This window comes from Prevotella dentalis DSM 3688, assembly GCF_000242335.1.
GTDB lineage: Bacteria > Bacteroidota > Bacteroidia > Bacteroidales > Bacteroidaceae > Prevotella > Prevotella seregens.
Window position 1 is genome coordinate 111825 of sequence record NC_019968.1, and the last position, 25936, is coordinate 137760.

Sequence of the window (25936 nt, forward strand, 5' to 3'; positions counted from 1 at the left end):
CGGCTTGCTTTTTCATGTTTTTGCCCATTCTTTTCGTTGGCTTTGCCGTTTCATCGCCAATATTTTCGGCCAATCCGTGACGATTTTCAATGATAATCTGTATCTTTGCCCATGTTATACAGGGAACGATAACATGAACATAGAATATCAAAAAGCAAGCGTCGAGCATCAGGACGGACTGTCCAACACGCTCGGCATGGAGTTCATCTCCACGCCCGAGCCCGATACCTGCATGGCGCGCATGCGTGTAGACAGGCGCAACCGGCAGCCGTTCGGATTTCTCTCGGGCGGTGCTTCGCTGGCTTTGGCCGAGAATTTGGCCGGCGTGGGCTCCATGGCCCTCTGTCCCAACAAGATATGCGTGGGCATCAGCGTGAGCGGAAACCACGTGCGTGCCGTGCTCGAGGGCGACACGGTGACGGCTTACGGCCGGCTGCAGTTCAAGGGACGCACCCTCCACGAGTGGCAGGTGGACATCAAAAACTCTGCTCACGAACTGATTTCTACCGTGCACGTGACCAACTATGTGGTGACGCCCAAGAAAGGAACGCCGTTCGACCAGCAACCGGCGGACGAGTAATGCAGACGTGAGGTGAGAAGAAATTTAGTCAATTATGCCTACTGGCGACTGCCCGAGACCAACCGCTGTATCTTCATGGCACAAGCCGACGGAGAGCCGGAACAGCTGAAAACGGTGGCCGATTTGGACGGACGGTCGGGCTGGGTCATGGCACCCTTTGAGCCATCGGCCGATTGCCCCATCCTGCTCATGCACCCCGACGTGGTGGAAGAGCTACCCACTGACGGGCCGCCAACGGGCGAAGCTGTCCCGTCCACGCCCTGCGATGGAGACCGTCTTTGGCCGGAATTGCAGGTAGAGGGCGGAGCTGATACGGCAGAACGGCAGGTTTATCATCGCGACTTCGTCAGATTTCACCATGAAATCGTGGCCGGCCGCTTTGCCAAACTGGTGTTGTCGCGCCGCGCTACGGTGAAGGGCGCGAACGTTCGGGCCGAGCAACTCTTCTGGAAAGCCTGTCGCCTGTACCCCCATCAGTTCATTGCGCTGGTCTCCCTGCGGCACGCCGGCACGTGGTTGGTGGCCACACCCGAGGTGTTGCTCAGTGGCAACGGAGACGATTGGCGCACCATGGCCCTGGCCGGAACGATGAATGCCGGGGGCCATCGGCCGGCCGACGTGGCATGGTCGGCCAAGAACGTGAGCGAGCAACAGTGTGTGTCCTCTTATATAAAAGAGGTGTTGGATGGCTTTGCACGGCAGGTTTCAAGCACGGGCCCCTACACCACGCAAGCCGCCCACCTGCTGCACCTGCGCACTGATTTCCATTTTTCACTGTCCGACACGGCGCATCTGGGCCGTCTGCTCTCGGCCCTGCACCCCACGCCCGCCGTCTGCGGCATCCCCAAGGAGGAGGCCCGCCGCTTCATTCTTGGGCAGGAGTCTGTTGAAAGGAAGTATTACAGCGGTTTCTGCGGGCCGCTCCAGCCTCACGGCGACACCCATCTCTATGTGTCGTTGCGCTGCATGGAGATACAGCCCGACGGCTGCCGGCTCTATGCCGGCGGCGGACTGCTCCCCGAAAGTCGGGAAGAAAGCGAGTGGTTGGAAACCCAGAACAAGCTGCAAACCATGCTGCGTCTGTTGTGACGTCGCCCTTTTCTCCATTGTTAGTCCATCTCAAGACAGAACGTCCATGTATTCAAGCAAAGACCATGTGAATATACTCACGGCCCTGCTACTGGGCCATGGCGTGCGCCATGCCGTGGTTTGTCCCGGCAGCCGCAACTCGCCCGTCGTCCATAATCTGGCCGTTTGCCCGGAGCTGACGTGCTATCCTGTCACCGACGAGCGGTCGGCGGGCTTCTATGCACTGGGCATTTGCCAGGCCTTGGGCGAGCCGGTGGTGGTGTGTGTCACGTCGGGGTCGGCCCTGCTCAACGTTGCTCCTGCCGTGGCCGAGGCCTGTTACCAGCATCTGCCGCTCGTCGTGGTGTCGGCCGATCGGCCGGCACAGTGGATCGATCAGCTGGACGGGCAGACGCTTCCCCAGCCCGGAGCCTTGGGAGGACTCGTCCGCAAGGCCGTGAACTTGGTCGAACCCCACGATGACGAGGAGCGATGGTACTGCAACCGGCTCGTCAATGAGGCCTTGTTGGCTGCCCGTCGGGGTGGCGGCGGCCCGGTTCATATCAACGTGCCCATCGGCGAACCGCTCTTCGACTACACCGTGGAGCGGCTGCCCCGCGAGCGTGTTATCCATGGGTTGCCCACCGAACCGACAGTGGTGAACCGCGACATGCTGGCCCGTTTTGAGCATGCACGCCGCCCCATGATTGTTGTGGGGCAGTTGCGGCGCGGGGCCTTTCCTCAGTCGCTTGGCGGGCGTCTGCACGCCTTGGGCTATGTGGTGTTGCAGGAACGGCTGAGCATCGCTGGCCGAACAGCCGCAGGACTCGACGAGACTATGGCACTCATCGACGGCGACGACCGCTACCTGCCCGACTTTATACTCTATGTCGGCGACACGTTGGTGAGCAAACAGGCCCGCCGATTCCTGCGTCGTGCCCGTGGGGCGGAGTGCTGGACGGTCTGCCCCGACGGCGAGATACACGATGTGTTGATGAATCTTACAGGAGTGATTGCAGCAGAACCGCGCAACGTGTTGCAACAGTTGGGCACAGCCTCCATGACGACATTTCGCGACCTCTGGGCGGCCGTGCAGCTGCGGGCGGCCCGCTACCGTGCGGTGTTCGAGCCCGATTATTCGCAGATGCTCGCCGTGAAGCGGCTTGAAGAACTGACCGAACGCGACGCCCCAGGCTCCGAAACGCACTATGCCAACAGCATGGCCGTGCGTCTGGGTTGCATCTTCTCGTGGCATTATATCCATTGCAATCGTGGCGTGAACGGCATTGAGGGGTCGCTCTCCACGGCTGCCGGCTACTCGCTCGCGACTGACAAACACGTCTATTGCGTCATTGGCGACCTGAGTTTCTTCTACGATCAGAACGCCCTTTGGAACCGAAACCTGCGCGGCAACCTGCGCATACTGCTGCTCAACAACGGTTGCGGCGGCATCTTCTACCAGCTCGACGGACTGGATCGGTCGCCTGCTTGCGACCGTTATGTGGCGGCCAGCCACCGCACTACGGCCGAGGGCATCTGCCGAGAAAACGGCATTGCGTATTATTGTGCCGACAATACGGCATCCCTCAACCGGCTGCTGGAGGTGCTGACCGTCGCCCGTTCAGACCGCCCCATCCTGCTGGAGGTGCAGACCGACGGGCGTGAAGACGCCCGCATTTACCAGAATTACATTCAAAATATCAAGATATGGAAAGAGACTGGAAACCCATAGCAGGATTCGACTTCAAGGAAATCCTGTTTGAATCGTATCATCACATTGCCAAAATCACCATCAACCGGCCACGTTACCGCAATGCTTTCACACCGCTTACAGTCATGGAAATGGGGCAGGCTTTCACCTATTGCCGCGACTGTCTCGACATTCGTGTGGTCATTCTTACCGGTGCCGGCGACAAGGCTTTCTGTTCGGGCGGCGACATGCACGTCAAGGGGCGTGGCGGATATATCGGCGGCGACGGCGTGCCCAGACTGAATGTGCTCGACGTGCAGATGCAAATCCGGCGGCTTCCCAAGCCTGTCATCGCCATGGTCAACGGCTACGCCATCGGCGGCGGCCACGTTTTGCACGTGGTGTGCGACCTTTCCGTGGCCTCCGAAAACGCCGTCTTCGGCCAGACCGGACCCAAGGTTGGCAGCTTCGACGCCGGTCTGGGAGCAAGCTATCTGGCCCGCATCGTGGGTCAGAAAAAGGCCCGCGAAATCTGGTTTCTCTGCCGTCAGTATTCCGCCCACGAGGCCGAACAGATGGGATTGGTGAACAAAGTGGTGCCCGCCGACCAGTTGGAGGATGAGTGTGTGGCGTGGGCCGAGACTATGATGGAGCGTTCTCCTCTCGCCTTGCGCATGATGAAGGCCGGCTTCAATGCCGAACTCGACGGGCAAGCCGGTATTCAGGAGCTCGCCGGAGACGCCACCATGCTCTACTATACCTTGGACGAGGCCCAGGAGGGAGGCCGTGCTTTCCTGGAGAAACGCAAGCCCAACTTCGACAAATACCCGCAGTTCCCCTAAGACGGAATACCTGCGGGCAGACATCGCAACATGGCAACGTGATGTGAAAGTCGGGAGCGGGTCGTTAAAGACATAGTAACACAATAACAAGACATAGTAACACAATAACAAGACATAGTAACATAATAACAAAAAATAGTGGTAGAGTCAAAGATATGTACGCCTCATGACCATCCGACAGATATAGATAATTTGATTTGTAAGATGATGGACATGTCCAAAAATATCCGTAGACAGTTGGGGCCAGGGTATTTGGAAAGCGTCTATAAGAATGCAATGGTTGTGAAATTGCGTAGGAATCACATTGCTTATGAGACCGAACGGCCTATCCGAGTGTACTATGACCATGTGGTTGTAGGTAACTTTAAGGCAGACATTATCGTCGAGGAACGGCTGGTTCTTGAGCTGAAGGCTGTTCAATCCTTGTCTGTTGCCCATGAAATACAGCTTGTCAATTACTTGACGGCCACGGGCATAGATGATGGATTACTCATTAATTTCGGTTCAGAGAAGCTGGAATACAGGCGAAAATACCGACTCTACACTAAGCAATTCTGAGTTTTTGCTATACCGTTGCTTTGAAGTTGCACCTACGATTAAAGTTTTGTTATTATGTTATTATGTCTTTAATCTCTGTTCTTTTGTCGGATGAAAGCAAATTATTTTGACCGTTTGCTGCACTTTAAGCAGCCGGCAGGCACGAGCAGGGGGGTGTACACCACGCACCATTCCTACTACGTCACGCTGGAACAGGACGGCGTGCAGGGGGTGGGCGAGTGCTCGGTGCTGCCCGACCTGAGTTGCGACGCGATGCCCCGGGCGCGTTATGAGGCCCTGTTGCGCGAGGCATGCCGCAACGTGGAGCGGACAGGCGAGATTCCCTACGACTGTCTGCGGCCCTATCCGTCGGTGCTCTTCGGACTAGAAACGGCGATGGCACAGCTTCGTGCCCACGGTTCGCCGGCCCTCTTCGACACGCCCTTTGCCCGTGGCGAAGAGGGCATCGTCATCAACGGACTCGTTTGGATGGGCACCTTCGAGCAGATGAGCGCGCGCATGGAGGAGAAGCTGGCCGCCGGATTCCGCTGTGTAAAGCTGAAGATTGGGGCCATCGACTGGCAGCGCGAACTGGAGCTCATCCGTCATATTCGCAGCCGTTACACCCGCGAACAGATAGAGTTGCGGGTGGATGCCAACGGCGGATTCTCCCCCGACAACGCCTCGGAGCGACTGGATGCGCTGGCCCAATACGGCATTCACTCCATCGAACAGCCTATCCGCCCGCGTCAGTGGCCCGAGATGGCCCGGCTCTGCCGCGTGTCGCCGCTGCCCATTGCCCTCGACGAGGAGCTGATAGGCGTGAACGATCCGGGAGAAAAGACGCGGCTGCTCGACGAGCTTCGCCCAGCCTACATCGTGTTGAAGCCGAGCCTGCACGGCGGCATGGCAGGTTGTCGCGAGTGGATAAGGCTGGCCCGCGAGCGGGGCATCGGCTCGTGGATTACGTCGGCTCTGGAAAGCAACGTGGGGCTCAATGCCGTGGCCCACCTCTGTGCCGAGGTCTATGGGCCCTATATTCTCATGCCGCAGGGGCTGGGCACGGGAATGCTCTATACCGACAACATCGACATGCCCCTGCAAATACGAGGAGACAAACTATGGTTCTTGAAGAATTCCTGACCGAATGGAACGCTCCCGGCGACCGGTTGCTGGTGCACACCAGCGGCTCCACGGGCACACCAAAACCGCTGTGGGTGGAGAAGCAGAGGATGCTCAACTCGGCCCGTATCACCTGCGACTTTCTCGGACTGACGGCGGCCGACACTGCCTTGCTCTGCATGAATCTGGACTATATCGGGGCCAAGATGATGGTGGTGCGCAGTCTGGAGCGGGGCATGAGGCTGGTATGCGTGCCCCCCACCGGCCACCCGGCCGCCGCGCTGTCGGTCGAACAGCGTCGTCCCGGGGCCATCAGCTTTGCCGCCATGGTGCCATTGCAGGTCTACAACACACTGCAAGTGCCTGCCGAGGAGGCTTGGCTGCGCAGCGTGAGACAACTCATCATCGGTGGCGGGGCCGTTGACGACGGTCTGGCCCGCCGTTTGCGCCGCTTCCCCAACGCCGTGTGGAGCACCTATGGCATGACCGAAACCCTCTCGCACATCGCCCTGCGCCGCCTCTCCGGCCCAAAGGCCAGCGAGTGGTACACGCCTTTTCATGGCGTGCAGCTCGGTCAGGATGCCGACGGCTGCCTCGTCATCGACGCGCCTTTGGTGCACGATGGGCGCCTCGTTACCCACGACCGCGTGGAGCTGTTGCCCGGCAAGGGCTTCCGCATATTGGGTCGCAAGGACAACGTCATCGTGTCCGGCGGCATCAAGATACAGATAGAAGAGGTGGAGAAGGCCTTGAGGCCGTTTCTCGCCAAGCCTTTCCTCATTACGAAAGCCCCGTCTGCAAAGTATGGCGAAAAGGTGGTGCTGCTCACCGAGGCCACCGACATGGCCGAGGTGGCAGAGCTTTGTACGAATGCCCTGCCCCAGTACTGGGTGCCCCGCAAATATGTCCACACCGACCATATTCCCCTGACAACCAACGGAAAACCCGCCCGCGCCGAGGCCGAAAAGCTGGCCTTGCAAAACCCATGAGCCCTGCGGCGAATCCTCGCCGCAGGGCTCATTTTAAGTGATAAATTCAGAATCGCGTCCTCGCCGCAGGGCCAATTTTGCATTTTGAGCTCCTATTTGGCTCCATGCCGCAGGGCCAATTTTGAATTTTAAATTCTGAATCAATAATTCATTGCATGCCCCCTTTTAAATTATGAACTCCGATTTGCATCTTCGCCGCAGGGCTAATTTTGAATTTTGAATTCTGAATTTTGAATTGCCCTCACCCTTCCCTGAAGAAGTCGAGCGCCTCCTTGATGTCGTCTTCGCCGGCCGTCTGGTTGATGCGGATGTCTCCAATATTGCCCAGCAGGGTGAAGTTGATGGTGCCGGCCGTGTTCTTTTTGTCGTGACGCATCAGCGCAATCAGTTCGTTGTAGTCGTCACAGCTGATGGTGAAGCGGCCATAGTGGTCGCGGATGAACTGTACTGTCTGGTGCATCTTCTCCGTGGGGAATCCCGTTTTCAAGGCCGAGAGATAGAGTTCGCACACCAGTCCGTAGGCCACGGCGTAGCCATGGAGGATGGGTGTGGCCTTATTCTGGTTGCGCAGCGAGAAACTTTCAAAGGCGTGCCCAAAGGTATGGCCGAGATTCAAGGCCTTGCGCAGCCCTTTCTCATAGGGGTCTTTGCCGACGATGCGCTCTTTCACCTGCACCGACTCGGCCAGCAAGCGGGCCAGTTGCTGCAGGTCGGGCCGTTTCAAATCGAAGTTGAGCAGCTCGGCCCAATGGCTCTCCGAGGAGATGAGCCCGTGTTTCAGCATCTCGGCATAGCCCGAGCGCAGGTTCCGTTCGTCGAGTGTGCGCAGGAACTCCGTGTCCAGAAGCACGCGCTTGGCATCGTTGAACACACCTATTTCATTCTTCAGTCCGTCGAAGTTGATGCCCGTCTTGCCGCCCACCGAGGCGTCGACCATGGCCAGCAGTGTGGTGGGAATGTTGATGAAGTCGATGCCGCGCTTGAACGTCGATGCTGCAAAGCCTCCCAAATCGGTCACCATTCCTCCCCCCAGATTGATGAGACAGGAGTGGCGCGTGGCCCCGCCCTGACCCAGTTGCCGCCACACATGGGTCAGCGACTCCAGGTCCTTGTGGGTGTCGGAGGCAGGGATAGTGATGAGCCGGGCCCCTCGCAGACAAAAGAAATTCCGAATGAGCGGCCAGCACTGGGCCGCCGTGTTGTCATCGGCGAGCACAAACAGCCTGTCGTGCTCGCACTCGGAGAGGGCCGTGGCCAGCTCCATCTTCAAATTATTCGATATAATAACGCTCTGCTCCATAATCATATTTTGTTTTCTTTAATTACAAATATAGTGATAAATCGAACAATGTGGAACCAATTATGACTACATATTAAGTCTTTTTAAGGGAATTGTCGCTCGTATTGCGCACACCCTCCCGTGCGTGTGCAGGTTTTTGACGCCGATGAAAAAACGGGAGATTTCGGCACCGCCATTAAACCCTTGCGGCGCAAACGCGTCATAAGGGTATCATCAAGTCAAGAACCACAGCTTATCAATCAAGGTATGAAGAAGAGCCTCCTCCTTGCCCTCCTGATGCTGACGTCAGTGATGGCCGGAGCCCAGAAGCGGGAAATATCGGGCGTGCTAGTCGACAAGGACTCGCGCGAACCCATTCCCATGGTCACCGTGCAGCTGCTGAAGATGGACTCCACGTTTGTTGCGGGAGCCATATCCAGCGACAGCGGCAAGTTTGTCATTCAGGCGCCGGCCAACGGGCACTATCTGCTCAAGCTGTCGAGCATTGGCTATGTCGCCTCGTTCAAGCGGCTGCTGATGCAGGACGACCGCGACCTCCGCATGGGAACGGTGGTAATGGGCTCGGATGCCGTGATGCTGAAAGAGGCCCGAGTGACGGCCCAGGCCCTCAAGGTGACGCTCAAGGAAGACACCTTTGTCTACAACAGCGCGGCCTATCGCACGCCCGAGGGCTCCACTATAGAGGAACTGGTGAAGCGGTTGCCCGGTGCGCAGGTGGACGACGACGGCAAGATTACCATCAACGGCAAGCAGGTCAAGAAGATTCTTGTGGATGGAAAGGAGTTCATGACGGGCGACACCAAGACGGCCATGAAGAACATCCCGACCTCGATCATAGACAAAGTGAAGTCGTATGACCAGAAGAGCGACCTCGCACGGGTGACGGGAATCGACGACGGCGACGAGCAGACGGTGCTCGATTTCGGCACCAAGCCCGGCATGAACAAGGGGCTCATGGCCAATGCCGACATGGCTGCGGGCAGCCAGAGCCGCTATTCCAACCGCCTTTTCGGCGGCTATTTCAACGCCGACTGGCGCATCTTCGGCATGGGCAATGCCAACAACGTGAACGACATGGGCTTTGGCGGCCGGGGCGGATTCGGCCGCGGGCGCAACGGACTCAACGCCACCAAGATGACAGGAACCAACATCAACTACGAGAAAAAGGACTTGCTGAAGATTGATGGCAGCGTGCGCTGGAACCATAACGACGGCGATGTCTACACCAAGTCGTCGTCGGAGAACTTCGTGAGCCGGGTGGGCTCGTTCTCCAACAGCCTCAGACAGAACTTCTCGCGCGGCAACCAGTGGAACGCCCAGGCCCGCATCGAGTGGACGCCAGACACGATGACCACCATCACTATCCGCCCCACGGCCAGCCTGAATAGCAGCGACGGCATCACGGGAGGCATGTCGGCTGCCTTCAATGCCGACCCCTACACCCTGACCGACGACCCTTTGGCCGACGCTTCGCTGGCCCGACTGGCCGCCGACAGCCTGCTGGTGAACACCAGCCGCACGGTCAACCTGACCTACTCCAACAGCAAGAGTGCGGGCATGATGCTGCAATTCAACCGACGGCTGAACGCCAGCGGCCGCAACATCACGCTGCGGGCCGACGGCAATTACGGCCGCAACGACAACAAGGCACTGTCTGCCAACAACGTGCATCTCTACCAAATCCAGAACCGGCAAGGCCTTGATTCCACCTACCAGACCAACCGCTACACGGTGACTCCGGCCCGTAATTGGAACTACACCCTCCAGGCCACCTACAGCGAGCCCCTCTGGCGCGCCACGTTCCTACAGCTGCGCTACCGCTTTGCCTACAGCTACAACAAGAGCGACCGCTCCACCTACGACTTCTCCAATCTGGGTGAAGACTATTTCGCCGGCGCGCTGCTGGGCTACCGCACGTGGGACAACTACCTCTCCCGGCTGGCCCGTCCCTACACCAGCTACCTGGACAGCGACCTGAGCCGCTACTCGGAATACAGGAACTACACGCACAGCATCGAGCTGATGTTCCGCATGATTCGGGAGAAATACCAGCTCAATGCTGGCGTGCTGGCCCAGCCCCAGCGCTCCCACTACGTGCAGGACTATCAGGGTCTCAGCGTGGACACCGCGCGGCGGGTGTCCAATGTGTCGCCCACGTTCGACTTCAGATACCGGTTCAGCAAGGTGAGCAACCTGCGTATCAACTACCGGGCCAACACCTCGCAGCCGGCCATCAGCGACCTGCTCGCCGTCTACGACGACTCCAACCCGCTCAACATCCGCACGGGCAACCCGGGGCTGAAGCCCTCGTTCACGCAGAACTTCAACTTTTTCTACAACAATTATTCGGAGCAGAAGCGGCAGGCGGTCATGACTAACCTGCGGTTCTCCACCACGCGCAACGCCATCAGCAGCAGGGTGACCTACAACGAGCAGACAGGCGGCCGCCTGACACGCCCAGAAAACATCAACGGCGACTGGAACCTGAACGGCGCTTTCATGTTCAACACGCCGCTCGACACGGCCGGATACTGGAACATCAACACCTTCTCCACGGTGGGCTATGAGAACAACGTGGGCTTCGTGACGCTCGGCCGCACGGCCGATTCGCAGAAGAACACGTCGCGCGACCTGCAGCTGGGCGAGCGTTTCTCGGGCAGTTACCGCAACGACTGGCTGGAGGTGGAGCTCGACGGGTCGCTGTCGTACCGCCACACCCGCAACAACCTGCAGGCCACAGCCAACCTCGACACCTGGCAATTCTCCTACGGGGCCAACGTCAACGCCACCATGCCTTGGGGCACCACGCTGGCCACCGACGTGCACATGAGCAGCCGGCGAGGCTATGCCGACCAGTCGCTCAACACCAACGAGCTGGTGTGGAACGCCCAGATTTCGCAGGGTTTCCTGTCCGGGCGGCCGCTTACGGTGATGCTTCAGTTCTACGATTTGCTGCACAACCAGAGCAACCTGAGCCGCACGGTGTCGGCCCAGCAGCGCAGCGACACGGAGTACAACTCCATCAACAGCTATGTCATGCTCCGCGTGAACTACCGGCTCAACGTCTTTGGCGGCAAGAACGCCCGTCACGACATGCACGGGCCTGACATGGGGCCCGGCGGCCGGCGCGGTCGCGGCGGAGGCCCCGGCGGCGGGCCGGGTGGCTTTGGCGGCCGCGGCAGGTTCGGGGGCGGGCGTCCCGGCGGCGGCTTCGGCGGTCCGTCCATGGTGGATTAAGGTTTCGGCGGGAAACCAAAACGCCGCAAAGGCAAAACAACAACGGCGTAATCGCAATGCGATTACGCCGTTTTCGTGTGGCGTCTGCACCGTCGTCGCGGTGCGATTACGCCGTTGTGGTCAATAGAAGGCCCGTATGCCCGCAAAGAAGCAGCGCGGCGAGCCCGGCCCGTAGATGTAGCCCGAGTCGCGGTTCCAGCCGCGGTCGAAGTCGTTCTGGTAGGCATTGGCCAGGTTTTGCACGCCGGCATTGAGCTCCAGTCCGAGCGACGTGCGTGTGGGCAAGGCGTAGGCCAGCTTCAGGTTGAGCACGAGAAAGTCGCGCACGCGCACGGCCTCGGGCCGGCTTATGCCCGACCCGGCCAGATGGGGCACCAGCATGTGGCCCGTGTAGTTGCCCGAGAGGGACACGGACAGACGGCTTGCCGGGGCGGACGACAGGGCGAAATAGGCATAGGTGTCGGGCGTGCGCATCATGCGGCGTTCGGCCGGGGCCTCCTCGTCCCAGGTCTGCGGCGTGTGGTATCGGCTCTGCTGCAGGGTGAGTCCGGCCTGCAACGACACCCATCGGCCGTAGGCCAGCTTGCCCTCCAGGTTGGCGCCGGCCACATGGGCCGCGCTGGCATTGTAGCGTTCCTGCACGTGGGTGCCGTCGGGCAACTGCTCGCTGAGCTGCCGCAGGCCGAACACGTCGGTGAGACGGGTATAGAAAGCCTCGCCCAGCAGGTTGACCTGCAGCCCGCCCCACTGGCCTACCCAGTCGGCCGACAGGCTGAAACTGTGCGACCGTTCGTGCCTCAACCCCGGGGCGGCAACGGTCATGATGCGCTCGCCGCCCGCCAGCCCGACGTGCAGTTCCTCGTCGAAGGCCTGGGGTGCGCGGAAGCCAGCCGCATACGATGCCCGCAGACTGACGGGCTCGGCAGGGTTGAACCGTAGGTTGACGCGGGGGCTGAGGATGGCCCGGTGCACCAGATTGTGACGGTCTATGCGGCAGCCGGCGAGCAGGCTCCACTGCCGGTTCTTCCATTCGTTCTGGGCAAATGCGCTCCAGATATTGACGCGCTGCTCCAGGTGCCGGCCGTAGCCGGGGATGCGGTCGTCGAGTCCCGTGTGGTTGTACTCGGCTCCCAGCGTGAGGTTGGCGGGCATCAGGAGCAACCGGTCGAACCGCCGCGTGTACTGTGTGCCGGCCACATAGGTCAGGTCGCGCGTGCGGCCGTAGGCTTTAAGAGCGTTGGCGCGGTCCTCGTCGGAGGCGTTCTCGCCCGTGCCGCCGTAGTAGCTCTTGCGCGCCGTGTGGTGGAAAGAGAAGTAGGCCTTGGCCTGGTGGCGGGCCTCTGCCGAGATAAAGTCGTAGGCCAGATTGCCTCCATTGATGCTGTGCTCTATCTGTTCGGTGATGTTGGCCTCGTGCGGCGCGCGGTCGAGCAGGTTTCCTCCGCGGCGGAACTCGCTCAGGTTGTGGTACTGCAAGGTGAACTTGGAGTGTGGGTTCAGCCGCAGGAACGAGCTGAAGCCCACGGTGGTGTTGTTCAGATTGGGCAGTTCGGTGTAGCCGTCGTGGTCGTGGTCGTAGCCCGGCCGGTAGTGGTGCTGGCCGTAAAGATAGAGCCCCGCGCGGCCGTCGTCGGTCACGAGCGAAGCGTTGGCCGTGGTGTTGTTCTCCCAGCTGCCGGTGCCGCCGATGGCTGTGAGCAGGTGCGAGAACTCGCCGGAGTTGCGCAGGGGCTCCTTGGTAATGACATTGATGGTGCCGCCGATGGCCGAAGCTCCGTAGAGGGCCGAGCCGCCGCCGCGTACCACCTCGATGCGCTCGATCATGTTGGAGGGAATCTGTTCCAGTCCGTACACGCCGTTGAGTGAGGAAAAGATGGGGCGCGAGTCGATGAGAATCTGCGAATAGTGGCCGTCGAGTCCGTTGAGGCGCACCTGCGAGAAGCCACAGTTCTGGCAGTTGGTCTCCGTGCGCACGCCCGGCTGGAAGTTGAGCCCCTGGGCCAGCGTGCAGGAGTTGGTGGCTTGGAGCAGTTTGGCGTCGATGATGTTGACCAGCGACGGAGCCTCGCGGCGCAGGGTGACGGTGCGGTTGGACGAAACCACCACCTCGTCGAGCGATATTTCGTCGGGTGTCAGCTCGAAGTCGAGCGTGCTTGCAGCGGCTGTGGGCGCGAGGGTGCGGGTCTGCGTGCGGTAGCCCGGGGCCTTCACCTCCACGATGCACTGCCCTTGGGGCAGCCAGGGTAGCCGGTATCGGCCGTCCGACCCGGCGGAAACGACGATGTTGGTGCCCGCCACGCTGACCACGGCATTGGCTATCGGCGTGCGTGTGCCGCGTTGCACGATGCTACCGGAAAGTTGGGTGCGGCTGCGAGCCGGCGTTTCAGGCACGTTGGCCGGCCGGGCGTGGCAGGGGAGGGAGGGGGTGGCGAGACAGAGCAAAAGGGCTGCTCCCGCCAAGTGTTGACGGGCGGACGCAATCCGGCATGGGGATAGTTTTTGGTTGGTTTCCATATAAAAATGGGGTTGAAAAATGATTAAACTTTGAGTTCTGCCGGCCGTTTGTCCGGCATTCGGCTGCAAAATTAATCATTCGCACCGCATCCTGCAATACTCAAAATTGGGTAAAATGCAATGGGCGAACTGCCCGTTCCGCCACGTTCCGGAAACAAAAGAAGGCGTTTCCAGCCATGGCGGGGTATGGTGGGAGGGGGATTCGGGGGTGGGGTAGGCCGGGGTCAGGGCGTGTCGTCGGCCCAGTCGTCGCCGTCGTCGAAGCCGAACAGGGCCGGATCGACAAAGGCATCCATGGCCCGGCGGTCTTTCTTGGTGGGCCGGCCCGTGCCGCGGGCGCGATCCACGAAGCCGCTGATGCGGCTCATCTCGAGCAGTTCGTACTGCTTGGGGTCGGTGACGTTTTCGTAAATCTGGGGCACCAGTTTGGGCCCCACGCGCTGCTCGATGCAGGCCAGCACCTTGAAACTGTAGGTAATGGGCGGCTTCTTCACGCTGACCACGTCGCCGGCCTTGACCGTGTGACTCGGCTTGACGTTGGTTCCGCCAATGGTCACCCGGCTGTTCTTGATGGCGTCAACGGCCATGGAGCGCGTCTTGTAGATGCGGGCAGCCCAGAGCCACTTGTCAATGCGGGCCGAAGGGCCGCTCTTGGGCATGCGGGGTTGGGAGGTTTCGGGGGTCATTGCTTGTGTTTGCCTAACTTGTTGTATTGGTTCATCGTGTTGCCGATGCCCTGCAGCACGAAACTTTTGATGATGTCCACGCCCAGGTCGAGCGTGGGCTGCAGCTGTTTCAGCTCGTCTTCGGAGTATCGGCCCAGCACCCAGTCGATTTGTCCGCCTCGCGGATAGTCGTTGCCCACACCCACGCGCAGCCGCGCAAACTCGTCGCCGATGAGCTGGATGATGTGCCCCAGCCCGTTGTGGCCGCCGTTGCTGCCGTTGGCTTTCAGACGGAAGTCGCCGAGCGGCAGGGCCACGTCGTCGCTGACGACGAGCAGACGGCCCTGGTCTATGCGCTCCTCGTTGAGCCAATAGCGCACGGCATTGCCGCTGAGGTTCATGAAAGTGGTGGGTTTGATGAGCATGATCTTTCGGCCCTTGAGCATGGTCTGGGCCACGAAGGCGTAACGCCTGTCCTCAAAACAAATATTGGACGCTTTGGCAAAAGCGTCCAATATCATGAATCCTGTGTTGTGGCGGGTACCGGCATATTCGGCGCCGGGGTTGCCCAGACCACAAATCAAGTACTTGTCCATTCTGCGACGATTACTCAGCGGCAGTGCTTTCCTCCTCGGTAGTGGCGGCGGCAGTGGCTGCGTTACGTGTCATCTTGACGGAGCAAACCACCACATCCTTGCTGGTAGCAATCTCGATGCCCTCGTAAGAGAGCTCGCCCACCTTGATGCTCTTGCCAATCTTCAGGGCTGTTACGTCCACGTCGAGGTGCTCGGGAATCTGCTGGTAGGGAGCGGTCACGTTGATTTTGCGGATGGAGAGGTTCATGCGGCCGCCGTCGCGCACACCCTGGGCAAGGCCCACGAGCTTCACGGGAATGCCGATGGTGATGGGCTTCTGGTCGTTCACCTCGAAGAAGTCAACGTGCAGGGGAGCGTCGGTCACCGGGTGGAACTGAATCTCTTTCATCACGGCCGTGTGGTCTACACCGTCAAGATTGACCCTGATGACATAGATATGAGGTGTGTAGATGAGCTTGCGGAGTTCGCTGAAAGAGACTGCGAAAGCAATGGCAACAGGCTTGCCATTCTCCCTCTCCTCGCCATAAAGGTTGCAGGGAACGAATCCTTCCTTGCGGAGAGCCTTGGTGGCTTTCTTGCCTACGGTCTCACGCTTCTTGCCGGAAATACTAATTTCTTTCATGATTTTACTTTTAATGGTGTTACTCTAAATTAAAATGATATTAATTCGCCATCACACTGGAAATCACTTTACCAATCTGAAAAAGCGGTGCAAAGGTAGTATTTTTATTTGTTCACGCCAAGAATTGTGCAAAGTTTCTCTAAAAAACCGAAGTTTTATTCCCGTAATTCTTGCATGTCAAGGGATTTTTGACTACTTTTGCAGTGTAATATCAACAAAACGCAACGTAAAGTAAGAATAATGATCAATAGGGATTTAATTCGCATTAAGGTCGTTCAATTAACCTATGCTTACTATCAAAACGGCAACAAGAATATGGACACCGCCGAGAAAGAGCTGCTTTTCAGCCTGTCCAAAGCATACGACTTGTACAATCATTTGCTGCAACTCATCGTGGCTGTCACCCGCGAAGAGCGGCACCGTTGTGACGTGCTCACCCAGCGTGCAGAGCGTGAAGGCGGTGAGGCACCCTCGCAGAAGTTTGCTTTCAACCAGTTTGCCGTGCAGTTGGAGGAGAACAAAATGCTCAACGGATTCATTGAAGACAAGAAGCTGACTTGGGACGACGACATCGAATTCGTGCGTAAACTCTGCAACCAAATAGAGCAGTCCGAGGCCTACAACGAGTATATGGCCGAGCCCACAACCGACTATGATACCGACCGGGAGCTGTGGCGCAAGCTCTATCGCCAGCTCATTCAGGAGAATGCCGACCTGGATGCCCTGCTCGAAGAGAAGAGTCTCTATTGGAACGACGATAAGGAAACGGTGGATACTTTCGTGCTGAAGACCATCAAACGGTTCGATCCGAAGAACAAAAACAAGCAGGAACTGCTGCCCGAATACAAGGACGAGGAGGACAAAGACTTTGCCTGCAAGCTCTTCCGAGCCACTATTCTCAATGCCGATACCTATCAGCGGTACATGAGCGACACGTCGCGCAACTGGGATTTTGGCCGCCTTGCCTATATGGATGTGGTGATTATGCAAATCGCCATCGCCGAAATGCTCACGTTTCCAGGCATTCCTGTCACGGTGACCATCAACGAATATGTGGAGCTTGCCAAGCTCTATTCCACGCCGCGTAGCGGCTCTTACATCAACGGCATGCTTGACGCCATAGCCCGTTACCTCATTCAAAACGGCAAGATGATGAAGGAAATGCCCGAGCTGCGCCAGCGCAGACCCGAGTCCGACTATCGTCGTCGCGAGGGTGGCGGCGGCCCTGTGCGCTTCGTGCACCGGCCGCGCGTGAACGAGCAACCGGCCCCACAACCTGCGTCTGAGCCGGTTTCCGCCGAGCCACAACCGGAACCGGGTGACGGGGAACCGCAGAGCGGGCCGGAAGAGACACAGGAGTGACGCACCCCTGCCAACGTTATAAACATATAAAATCAGACAATTAAATAATGAGTACATTCGTATTGGCTGCACAGGCAGCCCAAGGAGGCGGCATGAGTGGCATGCTAATTATGCTGGTGGCCATCTTTGCCATCATGTGGTTTTTCATGATTCGTCCGCAGCAGAAGAAGCAGAAGAAGCTTCGTGAGTTCCAGAACGCCCTGCAAGAAGGGACTAAGGTGGTCATCGGCGGTGGCATTTATGGCACTGTGAAGCGTGTCGACCTGAACCGAAATGCCGTGGAAGTCGAGATCGACCGCGGCGTGGTCGTGACGGTTGACAAGGGTTATGTGTTTGCCGACGCAGCCCAGCAGCAACCTAATGCATAGTCTGAAGCAGATATATCAACTGGTCAGGAACTTCTTGTTTGGCTGGATGCACAAGGAGTTTCTGATTTTTCTGTTCTTTCTTGCCTTGAGCGGCATCTTCTGGTTGATGATGACTCTCAACGAGACCTACGAGAAAGAGTTTCCCGTGGCCGTGCGTTTGGTTGGGGCTCCAAAGAATGTAGTGATGACCTCCAGCATGTCGGATACGGTGCGGGTCACCGTGCGCGACAAGGGATTCATGCTGCTTTCTTATTCCATGAGCGACGGATTGCATCCCGTGCAGCTCAATTTCAACACCTATGCCAACAAGCAGACGGGCCACGGGCAAGTGCCGGTGGCCGACCTGCAGAAGTATGTTCGCCAACAGTTGTCGGCCTCGTCGACACTCACCGGCCTCAAGGCCGACCGGTTGGAATTCTACTTCAACTATGGCCGCAACAAGGAAGTGAAGGTGCGATTGTCGGGACATATTGTGCCGGCCAAGAACTATTATCTGGCCCATGTGCAGTTCTGGCCCGAGCGAGTGACCGTCTATGCCAGCAAAAGCAAGCTGGACAGCCTCGAAAATGTGCTCACGGAGTACCTCGATATAGTGAACTTTGAGGATACGGTGGTATGTGAGGTGAGGCTCAAATCAATGCCTGGCGTCAAGATAGTGCCGCAGAGCGTGAAGCTCGCGCTCTATCCCGACATCCTGACTGAAGAGAGTATCGAGGTGCCCATCACGACCATCAACAAGCCCGACGACTTGGTGGTGCGCACGTTCCCACAGCGTGTCAAGGTGAGCTTCACAGTGGGGGCGAGCATGTACCGTCTGATTAAGGCGACCGATTTTCAGGTGGTTGTGGATTACCGTGAGGTGGCCGCGCATCCCTCGGATAAGTGTAAACTCTATCTGCGGGCCAAGCCACAAGGGGTGAACAGCGCCCGGTTGGAGGTGCAACAGGTGGATTATCTCATCGAGCATCAATGATGCGGATAGCCATTACAGGAGGCATTGGCAGTGGCAAGAGCCACGTATGCCAGCTACTTGAAGCCCGCGGCATTAAGGTTTATGACTGCGACGAGGCCGCCAAGCGACTGATGCGTACCGACCTGCAACTGCAAGCCGACCTGCAAAGACTGGTTGGCGAGGGTGTCTATATTAATAAGGTGTTGCAGAAACCGGTGCTTGCCCGCTTCTTGTTGGCCTCAGAAGCCAACAAACAAGCGGTGAACGGCGTGGTGCATCCTGCCGTAGCACGCGACTTCATGCAGAGCGGATGCCAGTGGTTGGAGAGTGCCGTCCTCTTTGAATCAGGCTTTGATCGTCGTGTCCCTTTCGATGTCTACGTGGGCGTAACGGCCCCGACAGAAGTACGCTTGAACCGGGTGATGCAGCGCGACAACCTGTCGCACGAGCGGGCCATGGCCTGGATAGATAGTCAGATGCCCCAGCAGGACATGGCGCAGCGCTGCCACTACGTGATAGAAAATGACGGCCACCACGACTTGAACAAGCAAATCAATGGATTATTCAACTATTTAAACATAAAAGCAAAAATGGAGACAATACTTTCGATTGCCGGTAAGCCCGGGCTGTACAGGCTGGTGTCGCGCGGCAAAATGAATCTCATCGTAGAGACAATTGACGAGGCACACCGCCGCATACCGGCCTTTTCGAGCGACCGCGTGACGAGTCTGGGCGACATTGCCATGTACACTGATGCCGAGGACATCGCCCTTTGGGAGGTGCTTGCTAAGGTGGGCGAGAAAGAAGAACAGAAGCCTTGCTCCCTCAACTACAAGAAATGCACGTCCCAGGAGCTGCGTGCTTACTTTGCCGAGGTGCTGCCCAACTTCGACCAAGACAGGGTGCACGACAGTGATATAAAGAAACTTTTGCAGTGGTATAACATTCTGGTAAACAACGGTTACACCGATTTCAAGTCTGTGCTGGCCCCGACCGAGGGTGACAACGTGGACGATAGCAAGGACGCCGAATAGAGCAACACCAGTCCCCCATTGCCCCAACGGCGGTGGGGGACTGCTGTATCTGGGTGTCTCCACGAGAAAGCGCCAATATGTCTGCCATTGTATGACATCATGTCATACGGCTTGCGTTGGTACGGGGTTTGTCCTATGGAGGGTGTAAACAATGATGTTTAACACTTTAATGATAGGAGATATGACAATGTACACACGTAACAATTGGCTTCCAGAAGTTTTTAACGACTTCTTTGATACAAACAGAATGCCCCGCACCAACGCCACGGCCCCGGCCATCAACGTGCTGGAGAGCGCCACGCAGTACACCGTAGAGCTTGCTGCACCCGGACTGAAGAAGGAGGATTTCGATGTCAACGTCAATGCAGACGGCGACCTGACCATCAAGATGGAGAGGCAGCAGAAGTCTGGCGACGACCCCGCACACTACCTGCGGCGCGAGTTTGCTTACGCCAAGTTCGAGCAGACGCTCATCCTGCCCGACGATGTAGACCGGCAAAAGATTACCGCCCGCGTGGCCGACGGCGTGCTCACCGTAGACCTGCCCAAGGTAAGCCGGCAGGAGCAGCAGGTAGTTCGTTCCATCGAGGTAGGTTAATGGCAGCCCGAGCCCGCATTAGGGCAACTGCATAAATGATGTGATTGTTAGATTTTAAGCCCCGGATATGAGAATATCCAGGGCTTTTTCGTTACCTTTGCAGCCTAAAATCTTGAAGCGAAATGTACACACTCGTCCTCCTCAGCATGGTTCCACAACAGATGTGGCTGCAGGTATTGATTCTTGTTGCGGGCATTGCCGTGGTGCTTGGAGGCGCCGACCTGCTCACCAAAGGGGCCGTGGGGCTGGCCGAACGCATGGGCATCCCCCAAATTGTCATCGGTCTCACCATTGTGGCCATGGGCACGTCGATGCCCGAATTCTTCGTAAGCCTCATGTCGGCCATCAACGGGACGCCCGACTTGGCTGTGGGCAACGTCGTGGGAAGCAACATTTTCAACGCCTTGCTGATTGTGGGATGTGCCGCCGTTGTGGCGCCCATCACCATTCTTCGGGCCACGGTTCGCAAGGACATTCCCTTTGCATTGGTTGCCTCGGCCGTGCTGTTGATGATGTGTCTCGACGGCAATGTGAACCGATTGGATGCGTTGTTGCTCTTGGCGTTATTCCTGATTTTCATGACCATTACCCTGCGTGGCGCCCGGCAGGATGGGGTAGAACAGGGCGAAAACAAAGAGACCGGGCCCGCCAATCCCCCGATGCACCCCCTCAAGGTCGTGACATTGCTCACGGTGGGACTGGCCGCACTCATCCTGGGCTCCGACGTTTTCGTGGACAATGCCTCGGCCGTGGCCCGCACGCTGGGCGTGAGCGACGCCATCATCGGCCTCACCATTGTGGCCTGCGGCACGTCGATGCCCGAACTGGCCACCAGCGTAGTGGCCGCGAGCAGGGGCAACAGCGGCATCGCCATCGGCAATGTGCTGGGGTCGAACGTGTTCAATATCCTCCTCATTCTGGGAATCACGGGCATGGTGAGCCCCATGGTCATGCAGGGCATTACCCAGACCGACCTCTCGGTGATGGTGGTTTCGATGATACTGTTGTGGCTTTTCTCGTTTACAAAACTCCGTATCGAGCGTTGGGAAGGCGCGGTGCTGGTGCTTGCATTTGTGGGCTATATGACTTATCTAATAGGATATACGGTTTGAAAAGGCGGCGTTACGGAATCTTTTTCGTAACTTTGCAGCCGCATAGAGTGCTTGGTAAACCTCTTTAAAAACAAGATTATGACAGAACAAAAGCAAAGCGTAAGTGTGCTGTTTATGCTTTTCAGCATTCTCTTTTGCGTTTGCCTCATTGCGGCAAACGTGCTCGAAACAAAGCAAATTGCGGTGGGCCCCATCAGCCTGACAGGCGGTCTGATCGTCTTTCCCGTGTCTTACATCATCAACGACTGCGTGTGCGAGGTCTGGGGATTTCGCAAGGCACGTCTGCTCATCTGGACGGGCTTTGCCATGAATTTCTTCTTCGTGGCCCTCGGTGCACTCTGCGACGCCATCCCCGGTGCCTCCTATTGGCACAATGACGAGGGCTTCCACGCCATCTTCGGCCTGGCTCCCCGCATTGCCATGGCCTCGTTTGTGGCTTTCGTGGTGGGCAGTTTCATCAATGCCTATGTGATGAGCCGCATGAAGATTCGCGACGGCGGCCGGCATTTCTCGGCCCGCGCCATCCTCAGTACGGTGGCTGGCGAGAGCTGCGACTCCCTGATTTTCTTCCCCCTGGCCCTGGGCGGCGTGGTGCCGGCTGGCGAGCTTCCCGCGCTGATGCTTTGGCAGGTGGTGCTCAAGACCGTCTACGAGGTGGTGGCCCTGCCCGTTACCATACGCGTGGTTCGTGCCTTGAAGCGGCACGAGGGCGCGGATGTCTACGACCGTGGCATCAGCTACAACGTTTGGAAAATCTTTAGTTTGGGATAAGGCATGGAAGACAACAGAAAGGCAGACGGGCTGCAGGCACTCGGGGCCAAGACCCAGTACCGCATGGACTACGCCCCCGAGGTGCTGGAAACCTTTGTCAACAAGCACCCCGACAACGACTATTGGGTGCAGTTCAACTGTCCGGAGTTCACCTCATTGTGCCCCATTACGGGCCAGCCCGACTTTGCGGAGATCCGTATCAGCTACGTTCCAGGCGAGCGCATGGTGGAGAGCAAGAGCTTGAAACTCTATCTCTTCAGCTTCCGCAACCACGGCGATTTCCACGAGGACTGCGTGAACATCATCATGAAAGACCTTGTGAAGCTGATGAATCCCAAGTATATTGAAGTGACGGGCATCTTCACTCCGCGGGGCGGCATCAGCATTTACCCTTATGCCAACTATGGGCGGCCGGGCACCCGGTACGAGCAACTGGCCGACACCCGCTTTGCCCGCCACGGGCTGTAGCCCTGCTCCCGCACCATCTTTCCATCGTTGCCCCGTTGCCCGTTGCCGTCATGTTGGCGGCCGGCAGCGGGGCAACGATGTTTCTTGTTTACATGGCCGGCAGGGTTGCGGACGGCACCCGCAGCCCTTGGCAGGGCCCGGACATTTGGGCTGTGGCCGGTGCGAAGTTCCTTATAAATCATAAAAAAACAACGCGTTGCTCGGTTTTTTGTTTTTTTTTGGCTAATTTTGCAGCCTTAGTAATGGGGCGGCATTGGCTCGTCGAGGCCCTTTTCGGAGCCGTTGCACGCCTTTATCGCAGTTAAGGCAACAATAATTGAAGAAATAATGAGCAAGAAAATTCAGTTCAGTCTCGTCTATCGGGACATGTGGCAGAGCTCTGGCAAGTTCCAGCCACGCAAGGATCAGCTGGAGCGCATCGCCCCGGTGATTATCGATATGGGTTGTTTCGCCCGCGTGGAAACCAATGGCGGCGCCTTCGAGCAGGTGCAGCTGCTGGCCGGCGAGAACCCCAACGATGCCGTGCGGACATTCTGCAAGCCGTTCAACGAGGTGGGCATCAAGACCCATATGCTCGACCGCGGCCTCAACGCCCTCCGTATGTATCCCGTGCCCGACGACGTACGCGCCATGATGTACCGCGTGAAACACGCCCAGGGCGTGGACATCCCGCGCATCTTCGACGGCTTGAACGACATCCGAAACATCGCTCCTTCCATCCATTGGGCCAAGGAAGCCGGCATGACACCGCAGGGCACACTCTGCATCACCACCTCGCCCGTGCACACGCTTGAGTACTATGCCAAGCTGGCCGACGAGGAAATTGCAGCCGGCGCCGAGGAGATTTGCCTGAAAGATATGGCCGGCATCGGCCAGCCTGCATTCCTTGGTCAGCTCACGAAAATGATTAAGGACAAGCACCCCGAAATCATTATCGAGTACCATGGACACTCGGGCCCGGGCCTCAGCATGGCCTCCATCCTGGAGGTGTGCAAGAACGGAGCCGACATCATCGACACCGCCATCGAGCCGCTTTCCTGGGGCAAGGTACACCCGGATGTCATTTCTGTGCGCAGCATGCTCAAGAACGCGGGCTTCGACGTGCCCGAAATCAACATGAGCGCCTACATGAAAGCACGCGCCCTCACCCAGGAATTCATCGACGAATGGCTGGGTTGCTTCATCAATCCGCAGAACAAAGTGATGAGTTCCCTGCTGCTCACGTGCGGCCTTCCCGGTGGAATGATGGGCTCGATGATGTCCGATTTGGGCGGCATTCACGGCACCATCAATAACCTGCGCCGCAAGAAAGGCGAGCCCGAGCTGAGTGTTGACGACCTGCTCATCAAGCTCTTCGACGAGGTGGCCTATGTGTGGCCGCGGGTGGGCTACCCACCCCTCGTGACGCCGTTCTCGCAGTACACCAAGAACATTGCGCTCTTCAACCTCCTCACTTTGGAGCAGGGTAAGGGCCGTTATGCCATGATGGACGACGCCATGTGGGGCATGATTCTGGGCAAAAGCGGCAAGGTACCCGGCCAAATCGACGACGAACTGGTGGAATTGGCCAAGAAAAAAGGACTCGAATTCACCGAGGCCGACCCGCACACACTGCTGCCCAACGCCCTTGACGACTTCCGCAAGGAGATGGATGAGAACGGCTGGGACTACGGTAAGGACGAGGAAGAGCTCTTCGAGCTGGCCATGCACCCCGAGCAGTATCGCAACTTCCGCAGCGGACAGGCCAAGAAAAACATGCTGGCCGACCTGCAAAAGGCCAAGGATGCCGAGCTCGGCGGCAGCGTGACGCCCGAGCAGCTGGCCGAGTTCAAGCATGCCAAGGCCGATGCCGTGGTGGCTCCTGTCAAGGGTCAGGTGTTCTGGGAGTTCCAGGGCGAGGGCGAGGCCGCACCGGCCGTAGAGCCTTACATCGGCAAGGCTTACCGGGAGGGCGACACCTTCTGCTACATTCTGGCTCCGTGGGGCGAGTTTGTAGAGGTGAAGGCCGGCCTCGGCGGCAAGCTCGTCGAAATCAACGCCAAGCAGGGTTCCAAGGTTCAGAAAGGCGACGTGGTGGCCTACATCGAGCGCGAACACGAAGCCTAACCACACACCATACACCGTGACGGCCCACCTCGGCCCGGTCTGACAACCGGCAGGGGTGGGCTGTTTGTTTGCCCCAGACACATGAAAGATTCTACCTTGCGCGCACGGCTCTGCATGCGCATCCACAAAGCCGACCTCGACGAATGGGCTGCCGAGGCCCGTTCGGCCGGTGGCACGCAGCTCGTGGACGAGTTCTACGCGCTGGTCTATGCCGAGGAGAAACGCGTGGCCGACAATGCCGCCTGGGTGCTGACTCATCTGGGAGGTGTGGCGACGGCCTTTCTGCGGCAACACCGGCACGAGCTGATGCAGGAGGCTATGACCACAGCGAGCCCCACCAAGTGCCGGCTCCTGCTCACGCTGCTGCGGCCGCAGACGTTCGGCGAAGAGGAGATCTGTACCGGTTTTCTGGATTTCTGTCTCGCCCTTATCCCCGACACTTCCCGCCCGGCCAGCATCCGTTCACTGGCCATTTACCTTGCCTACAGCCAGTGCAAGGCCTGGCCCGAGTTGCTTCAGGAGCTGGCCGCCACGCTCTCCCTGCTCGATGGCGAGACGTTGCTGCCGGGAATGCGCTGTGCCCGCCGCAAGGTAGAACAGGCCATCGGCCGTATCTGTAAAACGCAAGAACCATGAATTACCAAGCCATTATCGACCGATACTATCCCGACGACAACGAGCTGCGCCACATCCTGATGGTGCACAGCCAGAGCGTCACGGCACGGGCGTTGCGCATTGTCGACGCCCACCCTGAGCTGCGGCTCGACCGCCGCTTCGTGGAGGAGGCCGCCATGCTCCACGACATCGGCATCTTCCGCTGCCATGCCCCCTCCATAGCCTGCCACGGCACGGAGCCCTACATCTGCCACGGCCGCATCGGAGCCGAACTGCTGCGGGCCGAGGGCTGTGAGCGGCACGCCCGCGTGTGCGAGCGTCACACCGGCGCCGGGCTCACCGCCCGCGAGATTGTGGCCCAGGGGCTGCCCTTGCCTCCCATGGACTTCCTGCCCGAGACGATGGAGGAAAAGCTGATTTGCTATGCCGACAAGTTTTACAGCAAGTCCAACCTGGCCCGCGAGAAGACGCTGGCCCAGGCCGAACGCAGCCTGGCCGGCTTCGGAGCCGACGGCCTCGCACGCTTTCAGGCCTGGGAGCGGCTGTTTGAATGAGCCTGCCGCGCGGGGCGGCCGTCGGGCCGTTCCGGCCGCATGCCTGTGCTGCCGGGTTCTTGTCCCGATTCCGTCACGCCGTTGTCGCCTTGCGATGACGGCGTATTCATGAGGCGATTGCGGCGTGATCGCGCGGCCGTTACGGCGCAATCGCAGCGCGTTTGCGCCGTCGTCGCAGGGCCGCGGTGCGGTGCCCGCCAAAAGAGGGTGGGGCGGCGGCCCGTTCCGCACGTC

24 protein-coding genes and 1 pseudogene are annotated in these 25936 nt (G+C 58.5%); 20 read left to right on the forward strand and 5 right to left on the reverse strand.

The window, feature by feature from the left end; all coding sequences use genetic code 11:
- Nucleotides 1–133: 133 nt before the first annotated feature.
- From PREDE_RS07830 to PREDE_RS07860, 7 genes are all read left to right on the forward strand, one after another.
- Nucleotides 134–580 carry a PaaI family thioesterase gene (locus tag PREDE_RS07830; RefSeq protein ID WP_005846264.1) on the forward strand — a complete coding sequence of 149 codons (447 nt, stop codon included), beginning with the start codon at nt 134–136 and terminating at the stop codon, nt 578–580.
- A gap of 12 nt (nt 581–592) precedes the next feature.
- Nucleotides 593–1669 (forward strand): isochorismate synthase, encoded by a 1077-nt coding sequence (locus PREDE_RS07835; protein WP_005846266.1) that lies wholly within the window; start codon nt 593–595, stop codon nt 1667–1669.
- A gap of 46 nt (nt 1670–1715) precedes the next feature.
- On the forward strand, nt 1716–3380 hold the full coding sequence (gene menD / locus PREDE_RS07840) for a 2-succinyl-5-enolpyruvyl-6-hydroxy-3-cyclohexene-1-carboxylic-acid synthase (protein WP_005846268.1): 1665 nt from the start codon (nt 1716–1718) through the stop codon (nt 3378–3380).
- On the forward strand, nt 3356–4180 hold the full coding sequence (gene menB / locus PREDE_RS07845) for a 1,4-dihydroxy-2-naphthoyl-CoA synthase (RefSeq protein WP_005846270.1): 825 nt from the start codon (nt 3356–3358) through the stop codon (nt 4178–4180). The genes menD and menB overlap by 25 nt, the downstream gene beginning before the upstream one ends.
- Before the next feature lie 138 nt (nt 4181–4318).
- On the forward strand, nt 4319–4738 hold the full coding sequence (locus tag PREDE_RS07850; protein ID WP_015310344.1) for a GxxExxY protein: 420 nt from the start codon (nt 4319–4321) through the stop codon (nt 4736–4738).
- 90 nt (nt 4739–4828) lie between these two features.
- The gene (locus PREDE_RS07855; protein WP_005846274.1) at nt 4829–5860 is read left to right on the forward strand and encodes an o-succinylbenzoate synthase; all 1032 of its coding nucleotides are present in this window, start codon (nt 4829–4831) and stop codon (nt 5858–5860) included.
- Nucleotides 5839–6828 (forward strand): AMP-binding protein, encoded by a 990-nt coding sequence (locus PREDE_RS07860; RefSeq protein ID WP_005846276.1) that lies wholly within the window; start codon nt 5839–5841, stop codon nt 6826–6828. Before PREDE_RS07855 ends, PREDE_RS07860 begins: the two co-directional genes overlap by 22 nt.
- Nucleotides 6829–7069: 241 nt before the next feature.
- Here PREDE_RS07860 and aroB read toward each other — a convergent pair whose 3' ends face one another.
- Nucleotides 7070–8128 (reverse strand): 3-dehydroquinate synthase, encoded by a 1059-nt coding sequence (gene aroB / locus PREDE_RS07865; protein ID WP_015310345.1) that lies wholly within the window; start codon nt 8126–8128, stop codon nt 7070–7072.
- A gap of 246 nt (nt 8129–8374) precedes the next feature.
- Here aroB and PREDE_RS07870 point away from each other — a divergent pair, with 246 nt between their 5' ends.
- Nucleotides 8375–11365 carry an outer membrane beta-barrel protein gene (locus tag PREDE_RS07870; RefSeq protein ID WP_015310346.1) on the forward strand — a complete coding sequence of 997 codons (2991 nt, stop codon included), beginning with the start codon at nt 8375–8377 and terminating at the stop codon, nt 11363–11365.
- 120 nt (nt 11366–11485) lie between these two features.
- On the opposite strand, the gene PREDE_RS07875 is transcribed toward PREDE_RS07870, so the two are convergent.
- The 4 genes from PREDE_RS07875 to PREDE_RS07890 all read right to left on the reverse strand — a co-directional run bounded on the left by PREDE_RS07875 (nt 11486) and on the right by PREDE_RS07890 (nt 15762).
- Nucleotides 11486–13879 carry a TonB-dependent receptor gene (locus PREDE_RS07875; protein WP_005846282.1) on the reverse strand — a complete coding sequence of 798 codons (2394 nt, stop codon included), beginning with the start codon at nt 13877–13879 and terminating at the stop codon, nt 11486–11488.
- A gap of 224 nt (nt 13880–14103) precedes the next feature.
- Nucleotides 14104–14565: an RNA-binding S4 domain-containing protein gene (locus PREDE_RS07880; protein ID WP_005846284.1), complete on the reverse strand. Its 462-nt coding sequence runs from the start codon at nt 14563–14565 to the stop codon at nt 14104–14106.
- Nucleotides 14562–15140, reverse strand: a complete 579-nt coding sequence (pth, locus tag PREDE_RS07885; RefSeq protein WP_005846286.1) for an aminoacyl-tRNA hydrolase — start codon at nt 15138–15140, stop codon at nt 14562–14564. Before pth ends, PREDE_RS07880 begins: the two co-directional genes overlap by 4 nt.
- Before the next feature lie 10 nt (nt 15141–15150).
- Complete coding sequence (locus PREDE_RS07890; RefSeq protein ID WP_005846288.1) at nt 15151–15762, reverse strand: 50S ribosomal protein L25/general stress protein Ctc; 612 nt, start codon at nt 15760–15762, stop codon at nt 15151–15153.
- Between the two features lie 240 nt (nt 15763–16002).
- Between PREDE_RS07890 and nusB the strand changes: the two genes are divergently transcribed.
- The 12 genes and pseudogenes from nusB to PREDE_RS07955 all read left to right on the forward strand — a co-directional run bounded on the left by nusB (nt 16003) and on the right by PREDE_RS07955 (nt 25702).
- Nucleotides 16003–17124 (forward strand): transcription antitermination factor NusB, encoded by a 1122-nt coding sequence (nusB, locus tag PREDE_RS07895; RefSeq protein ID WP_005846290.1) that lies wholly within the window; start codon nt 16003–16005, stop codon nt 17122–17124.
- A gap of 47 nt (nt 17125–17171) precedes the next feature.
- Entirely contained in the window at nt 17172–17492 is a 321-nt protein-coding gene (gene yajC, locus PREDE_RS07900) for a preprotein translocase subunit YajC (RefSeq protein ID WP_005846292.1), read from the forward strand.
- Nucleotides 17485–18465, forward strand: coding sequence for a CdaR family protein (locus PREDE_RS07905; RefSeq protein ID WP_005846294.1), 981 nt, complete (start codon nt 17485–17487; stop codon nt 18463–18465). The genes yajC and PREDE_RS07905 overlap by 8 nt, the downstream gene beginning before the upstream one ends.
- Nucleotides 18465–18980 (forward strand): annotated as a pseudogene (coaE, locus tag PREDE_RS14260) (dephospho-CoA kinase); the annotation flags it as partial. The gene PREDE_RS07905 and the pseudogene coaE, both read left to right, overlap by 1 nt.
- 54 nt (nt 18981–19034) lie before the next feature.
- Nucleotides 19035–19478 (forward strand): DUF5606 family protein, encoded by a 444-nt coding sequence (locus PREDE_RS14265; RefSeq protein ID WP_044127093.1) that lies wholly within the window; start codon nt 19035–19037, stop codon nt 19476–19478.
- Nucleotides 19479–19659: 181 nt separating this feature from the next.
- A complete protein-coding gene (locus PREDE_RS07920; protein ID WP_015310347.1) occupies nt 19660–20076 on the forward strand; it encodes an Hsp20/alpha crystallin family protein in 417 nt (138 codons plus the stop codon).
- A gap of 122 nt (nt 20077–20198) precedes the next feature.
- Nucleotides 20199–21188: a calcium/sodium antiporter gene (locus PREDE_RS07925; RefSeq protein ID WP_005846299.1), complete on the forward strand. Its 990-nt coding sequence runs from the start codon at nt 20199–20201 to the stop codon at nt 21186–21188.
- A 78-nt stretch (nt 21189–21266) separates the two neighbouring features.
- Nucleotides 21267–21959: a queuosine precursor transporter gene (locus tag PREDE_RS07930; RefSeq protein ID WP_015310348.1), complete on the forward strand. Its 693-nt coding sequence runs from the start codon at nt 21267–21269 to the stop codon at nt 21957–21959.
- Between the two features lie 3 nt (nt 21960–21962).
- Entirely contained in the window at nt 21963–22427 is a 465-nt protein-coding gene (queF, locus tag PREDE_RS07935) for a preQ(1) synthase (protein WP_005846303.1), read from the forward strand.
- A gap of 327 nt (nt 22428–22754) precedes the next feature.
- A complete protein-coding gene (locus PREDE_RS07945; protein ID WP_015310350.1) occupies nt 22755–24533 on the forward strand; it encodes a biotin/lipoyl-binding protein in 1779 nt (592 codons plus the stop codon).
- 81 nt (nt 24534–24614) lie between these two features.
- The gene (locus PREDE_RS07950) at nt 24615–25169 is read left to right on the forward strand and encodes a hypothetical protein (RefSeq protein ID WP_005846308.1); all 555 of its coding nucleotides are present in this window, start codon (nt 24615–24617) and stop codon (nt 25167–25169) included.
- Nucleotides 25166–25702 (forward strand): HD domain-containing protein, encoded by a 537-nt coding sequence (locus PREDE_RS07955; RefSeq protein ID WP_005846309.1) that lies wholly within the window; start codon nt 25166–25168, stop codon nt 25700–25702. Before PREDE_RS07950 ends, PREDE_RS07955 begins: the two co-directional genes overlap by 4 nt.
- Nucleotides 25703–25936: the final 234 nt, after the last annotated feature.

What these genes read in the sequence shown, in the direction of transcription:
- PREDE_RS07830 (WP_005846264.1), top strand. Translation starts at nt 134, where the DNA reads ATGAACATAGAATATCAAAAAGCAAGCGTCGAGCATCAGGACGGACTG.
- menD (WP_005846268.1), top strand. Translation starts at nt 1,716, where the DNA reads ATGTATTCAAGCAAAGACCATGTGAATATACTCACGGCCCTGCTACTG.
- menB (WP_005846270.1), top strand. Translation starts at nt 3,356, where the DNA reads ATGGAAAGAGACTGGAAACCCATAGCAGGATTCGACTTCAAGGAAATC.
- PREDE_RS07855 (WP_005846274.1), top strand. Translation starts at nt 4,829, where the DNA reads ATGAAAGCAAATTATTTTGACCGTTTGCTGCACTTTAAGCAGCCGGCA.
- PREDE_RS07860 (WP_005846276.1), top strand. Translation starts at nt 5,839, where the DNA reads ATGGTTCTTGAAGAATTCCTGACCGAATGGAACGCTCCCGGCGACCGG.
- aroB (WP_015310345.1), bottom strand. Translation starts at nt 8,128, where the DNA reads ATGGAGCAGAGCGTTATTATATCGAATAATTTGAAGATGGAGCTGGCC.
- PREDE_RS07870 (WP_015310346.1), top strand. Translation starts at nt 8,375, where the DNA reads ATGAAGAAGAGCCTCCTCCTTGCCCTCCTGATGCTGACGTCAGTGATG.
- PREDE_RS07875 (WP_005846282.1), bottom strand. Translation starts at nt 13,879, where the DNA reads ATGGAAACCAACCAAAAACTATCCCCATGCCGGATTGCGTCCGCCCGT.
- PREDE_RS07880 (WP_005846284.1), bottom strand. Translation starts at nt 14,565, where the DNA reads ATGACCCCCGAAACCTCCCAACCCCGCATGCCCAAGAGCGGCCCTTCG.
- pth (WP_005846286.1), bottom strand. Translation starts at nt 15,140, where the DNA reads ATGGACAAGTACTTGATTTGTGGTCTGGGCAACCCCGGCGCCGAATAT.
- PREDE_RS07890 (WP_005846288.1), bottom strand. Translation starts at nt 15,762, where the DNA reads ATGAAAGAAATTAGTATTTCCGGCAAGAAGCGTGAGACCGTAGGCAAG.
- nusB (WP_005846290.1), top strand. Translation starts at nt 16,003, where the DNA reads ATGATCAATAGGGATTTAATTCGCATTAAGGTCGTTCAATTAACCTAT.
- yajC (WP_005846292.1), top strand. Translation starts at nt 17,172, where the DNA reads ATGAGTACATTCGTATTGGCTGCACAGGCAGCCCAAGGAGGCGGCATG.
- PREDE_RS07905 (WP_005846294.1), top strand. Translation starts at nt 17,485, where the DNA reads ATGCATAGTCTGAAGCAGATATATCAACTGGTCAGGAACTTCTTGTTT.
- PREDE_RS14265 (WP_044127093.1), top strand. Translation starts at nt 19,035, where the DNA reads ATGGAGACAATACTTTCGATTGCCGGTAAGCCCGGGCTGTACAGGCTG.
- PREDE_RS07920 (WP_015310347.1), top strand. Translation starts at nt 19,660, where the DNA reads ATGACAATGTACACACGTAACAATTGGCTTCCAGAAGTTTTTAACGAC.
- PREDE_RS07925 (WP_005846299.1), top strand. Translation starts at nt 20,199, where the DNA reads ATGTACACACTCGTCCTCCTCAGCATGGTTCCACAACAGATGTGGCTG.
- PREDE_RS07930 (WP_015310348.1), top strand. Translation starts at nt 21,267, where the DNA reads ATGACAGAACAAAAGCAAAGCGTAAGTGTGCTGTTTATGCTTTTCAGC.
- queF (WP_005846303.1), top strand. Translation starts at nt 21,963, where the DNA reads ATGGAAGACAACAGAAAGGCAGACGGGCTGCAGGCACTCGGGGCCAAG.
- PREDE_RS07945 (WP_015310350.1), top strand. Translation starts at nt 22,755, where the DNA reads ATGAGCAAGAAAATTCAGTTCAGTCTCGTCTATCGGGACATGTGGCAG.
- PREDE_RS07950 (WP_005846308.1), top strand. Translation starts at nt 24,615, where the DNA reads ATGAAAGATTCTACCTTGCGCGCACGGCTCTGCATGCGCATCCACAAA.
- PREDE_RS07955 (WP_005846309.1), top strand. Translation starts at nt 25,166, where the DNA reads ATGAATTACCAAGCCATTATCGACCGATACTATCCCGACGACAACGAG.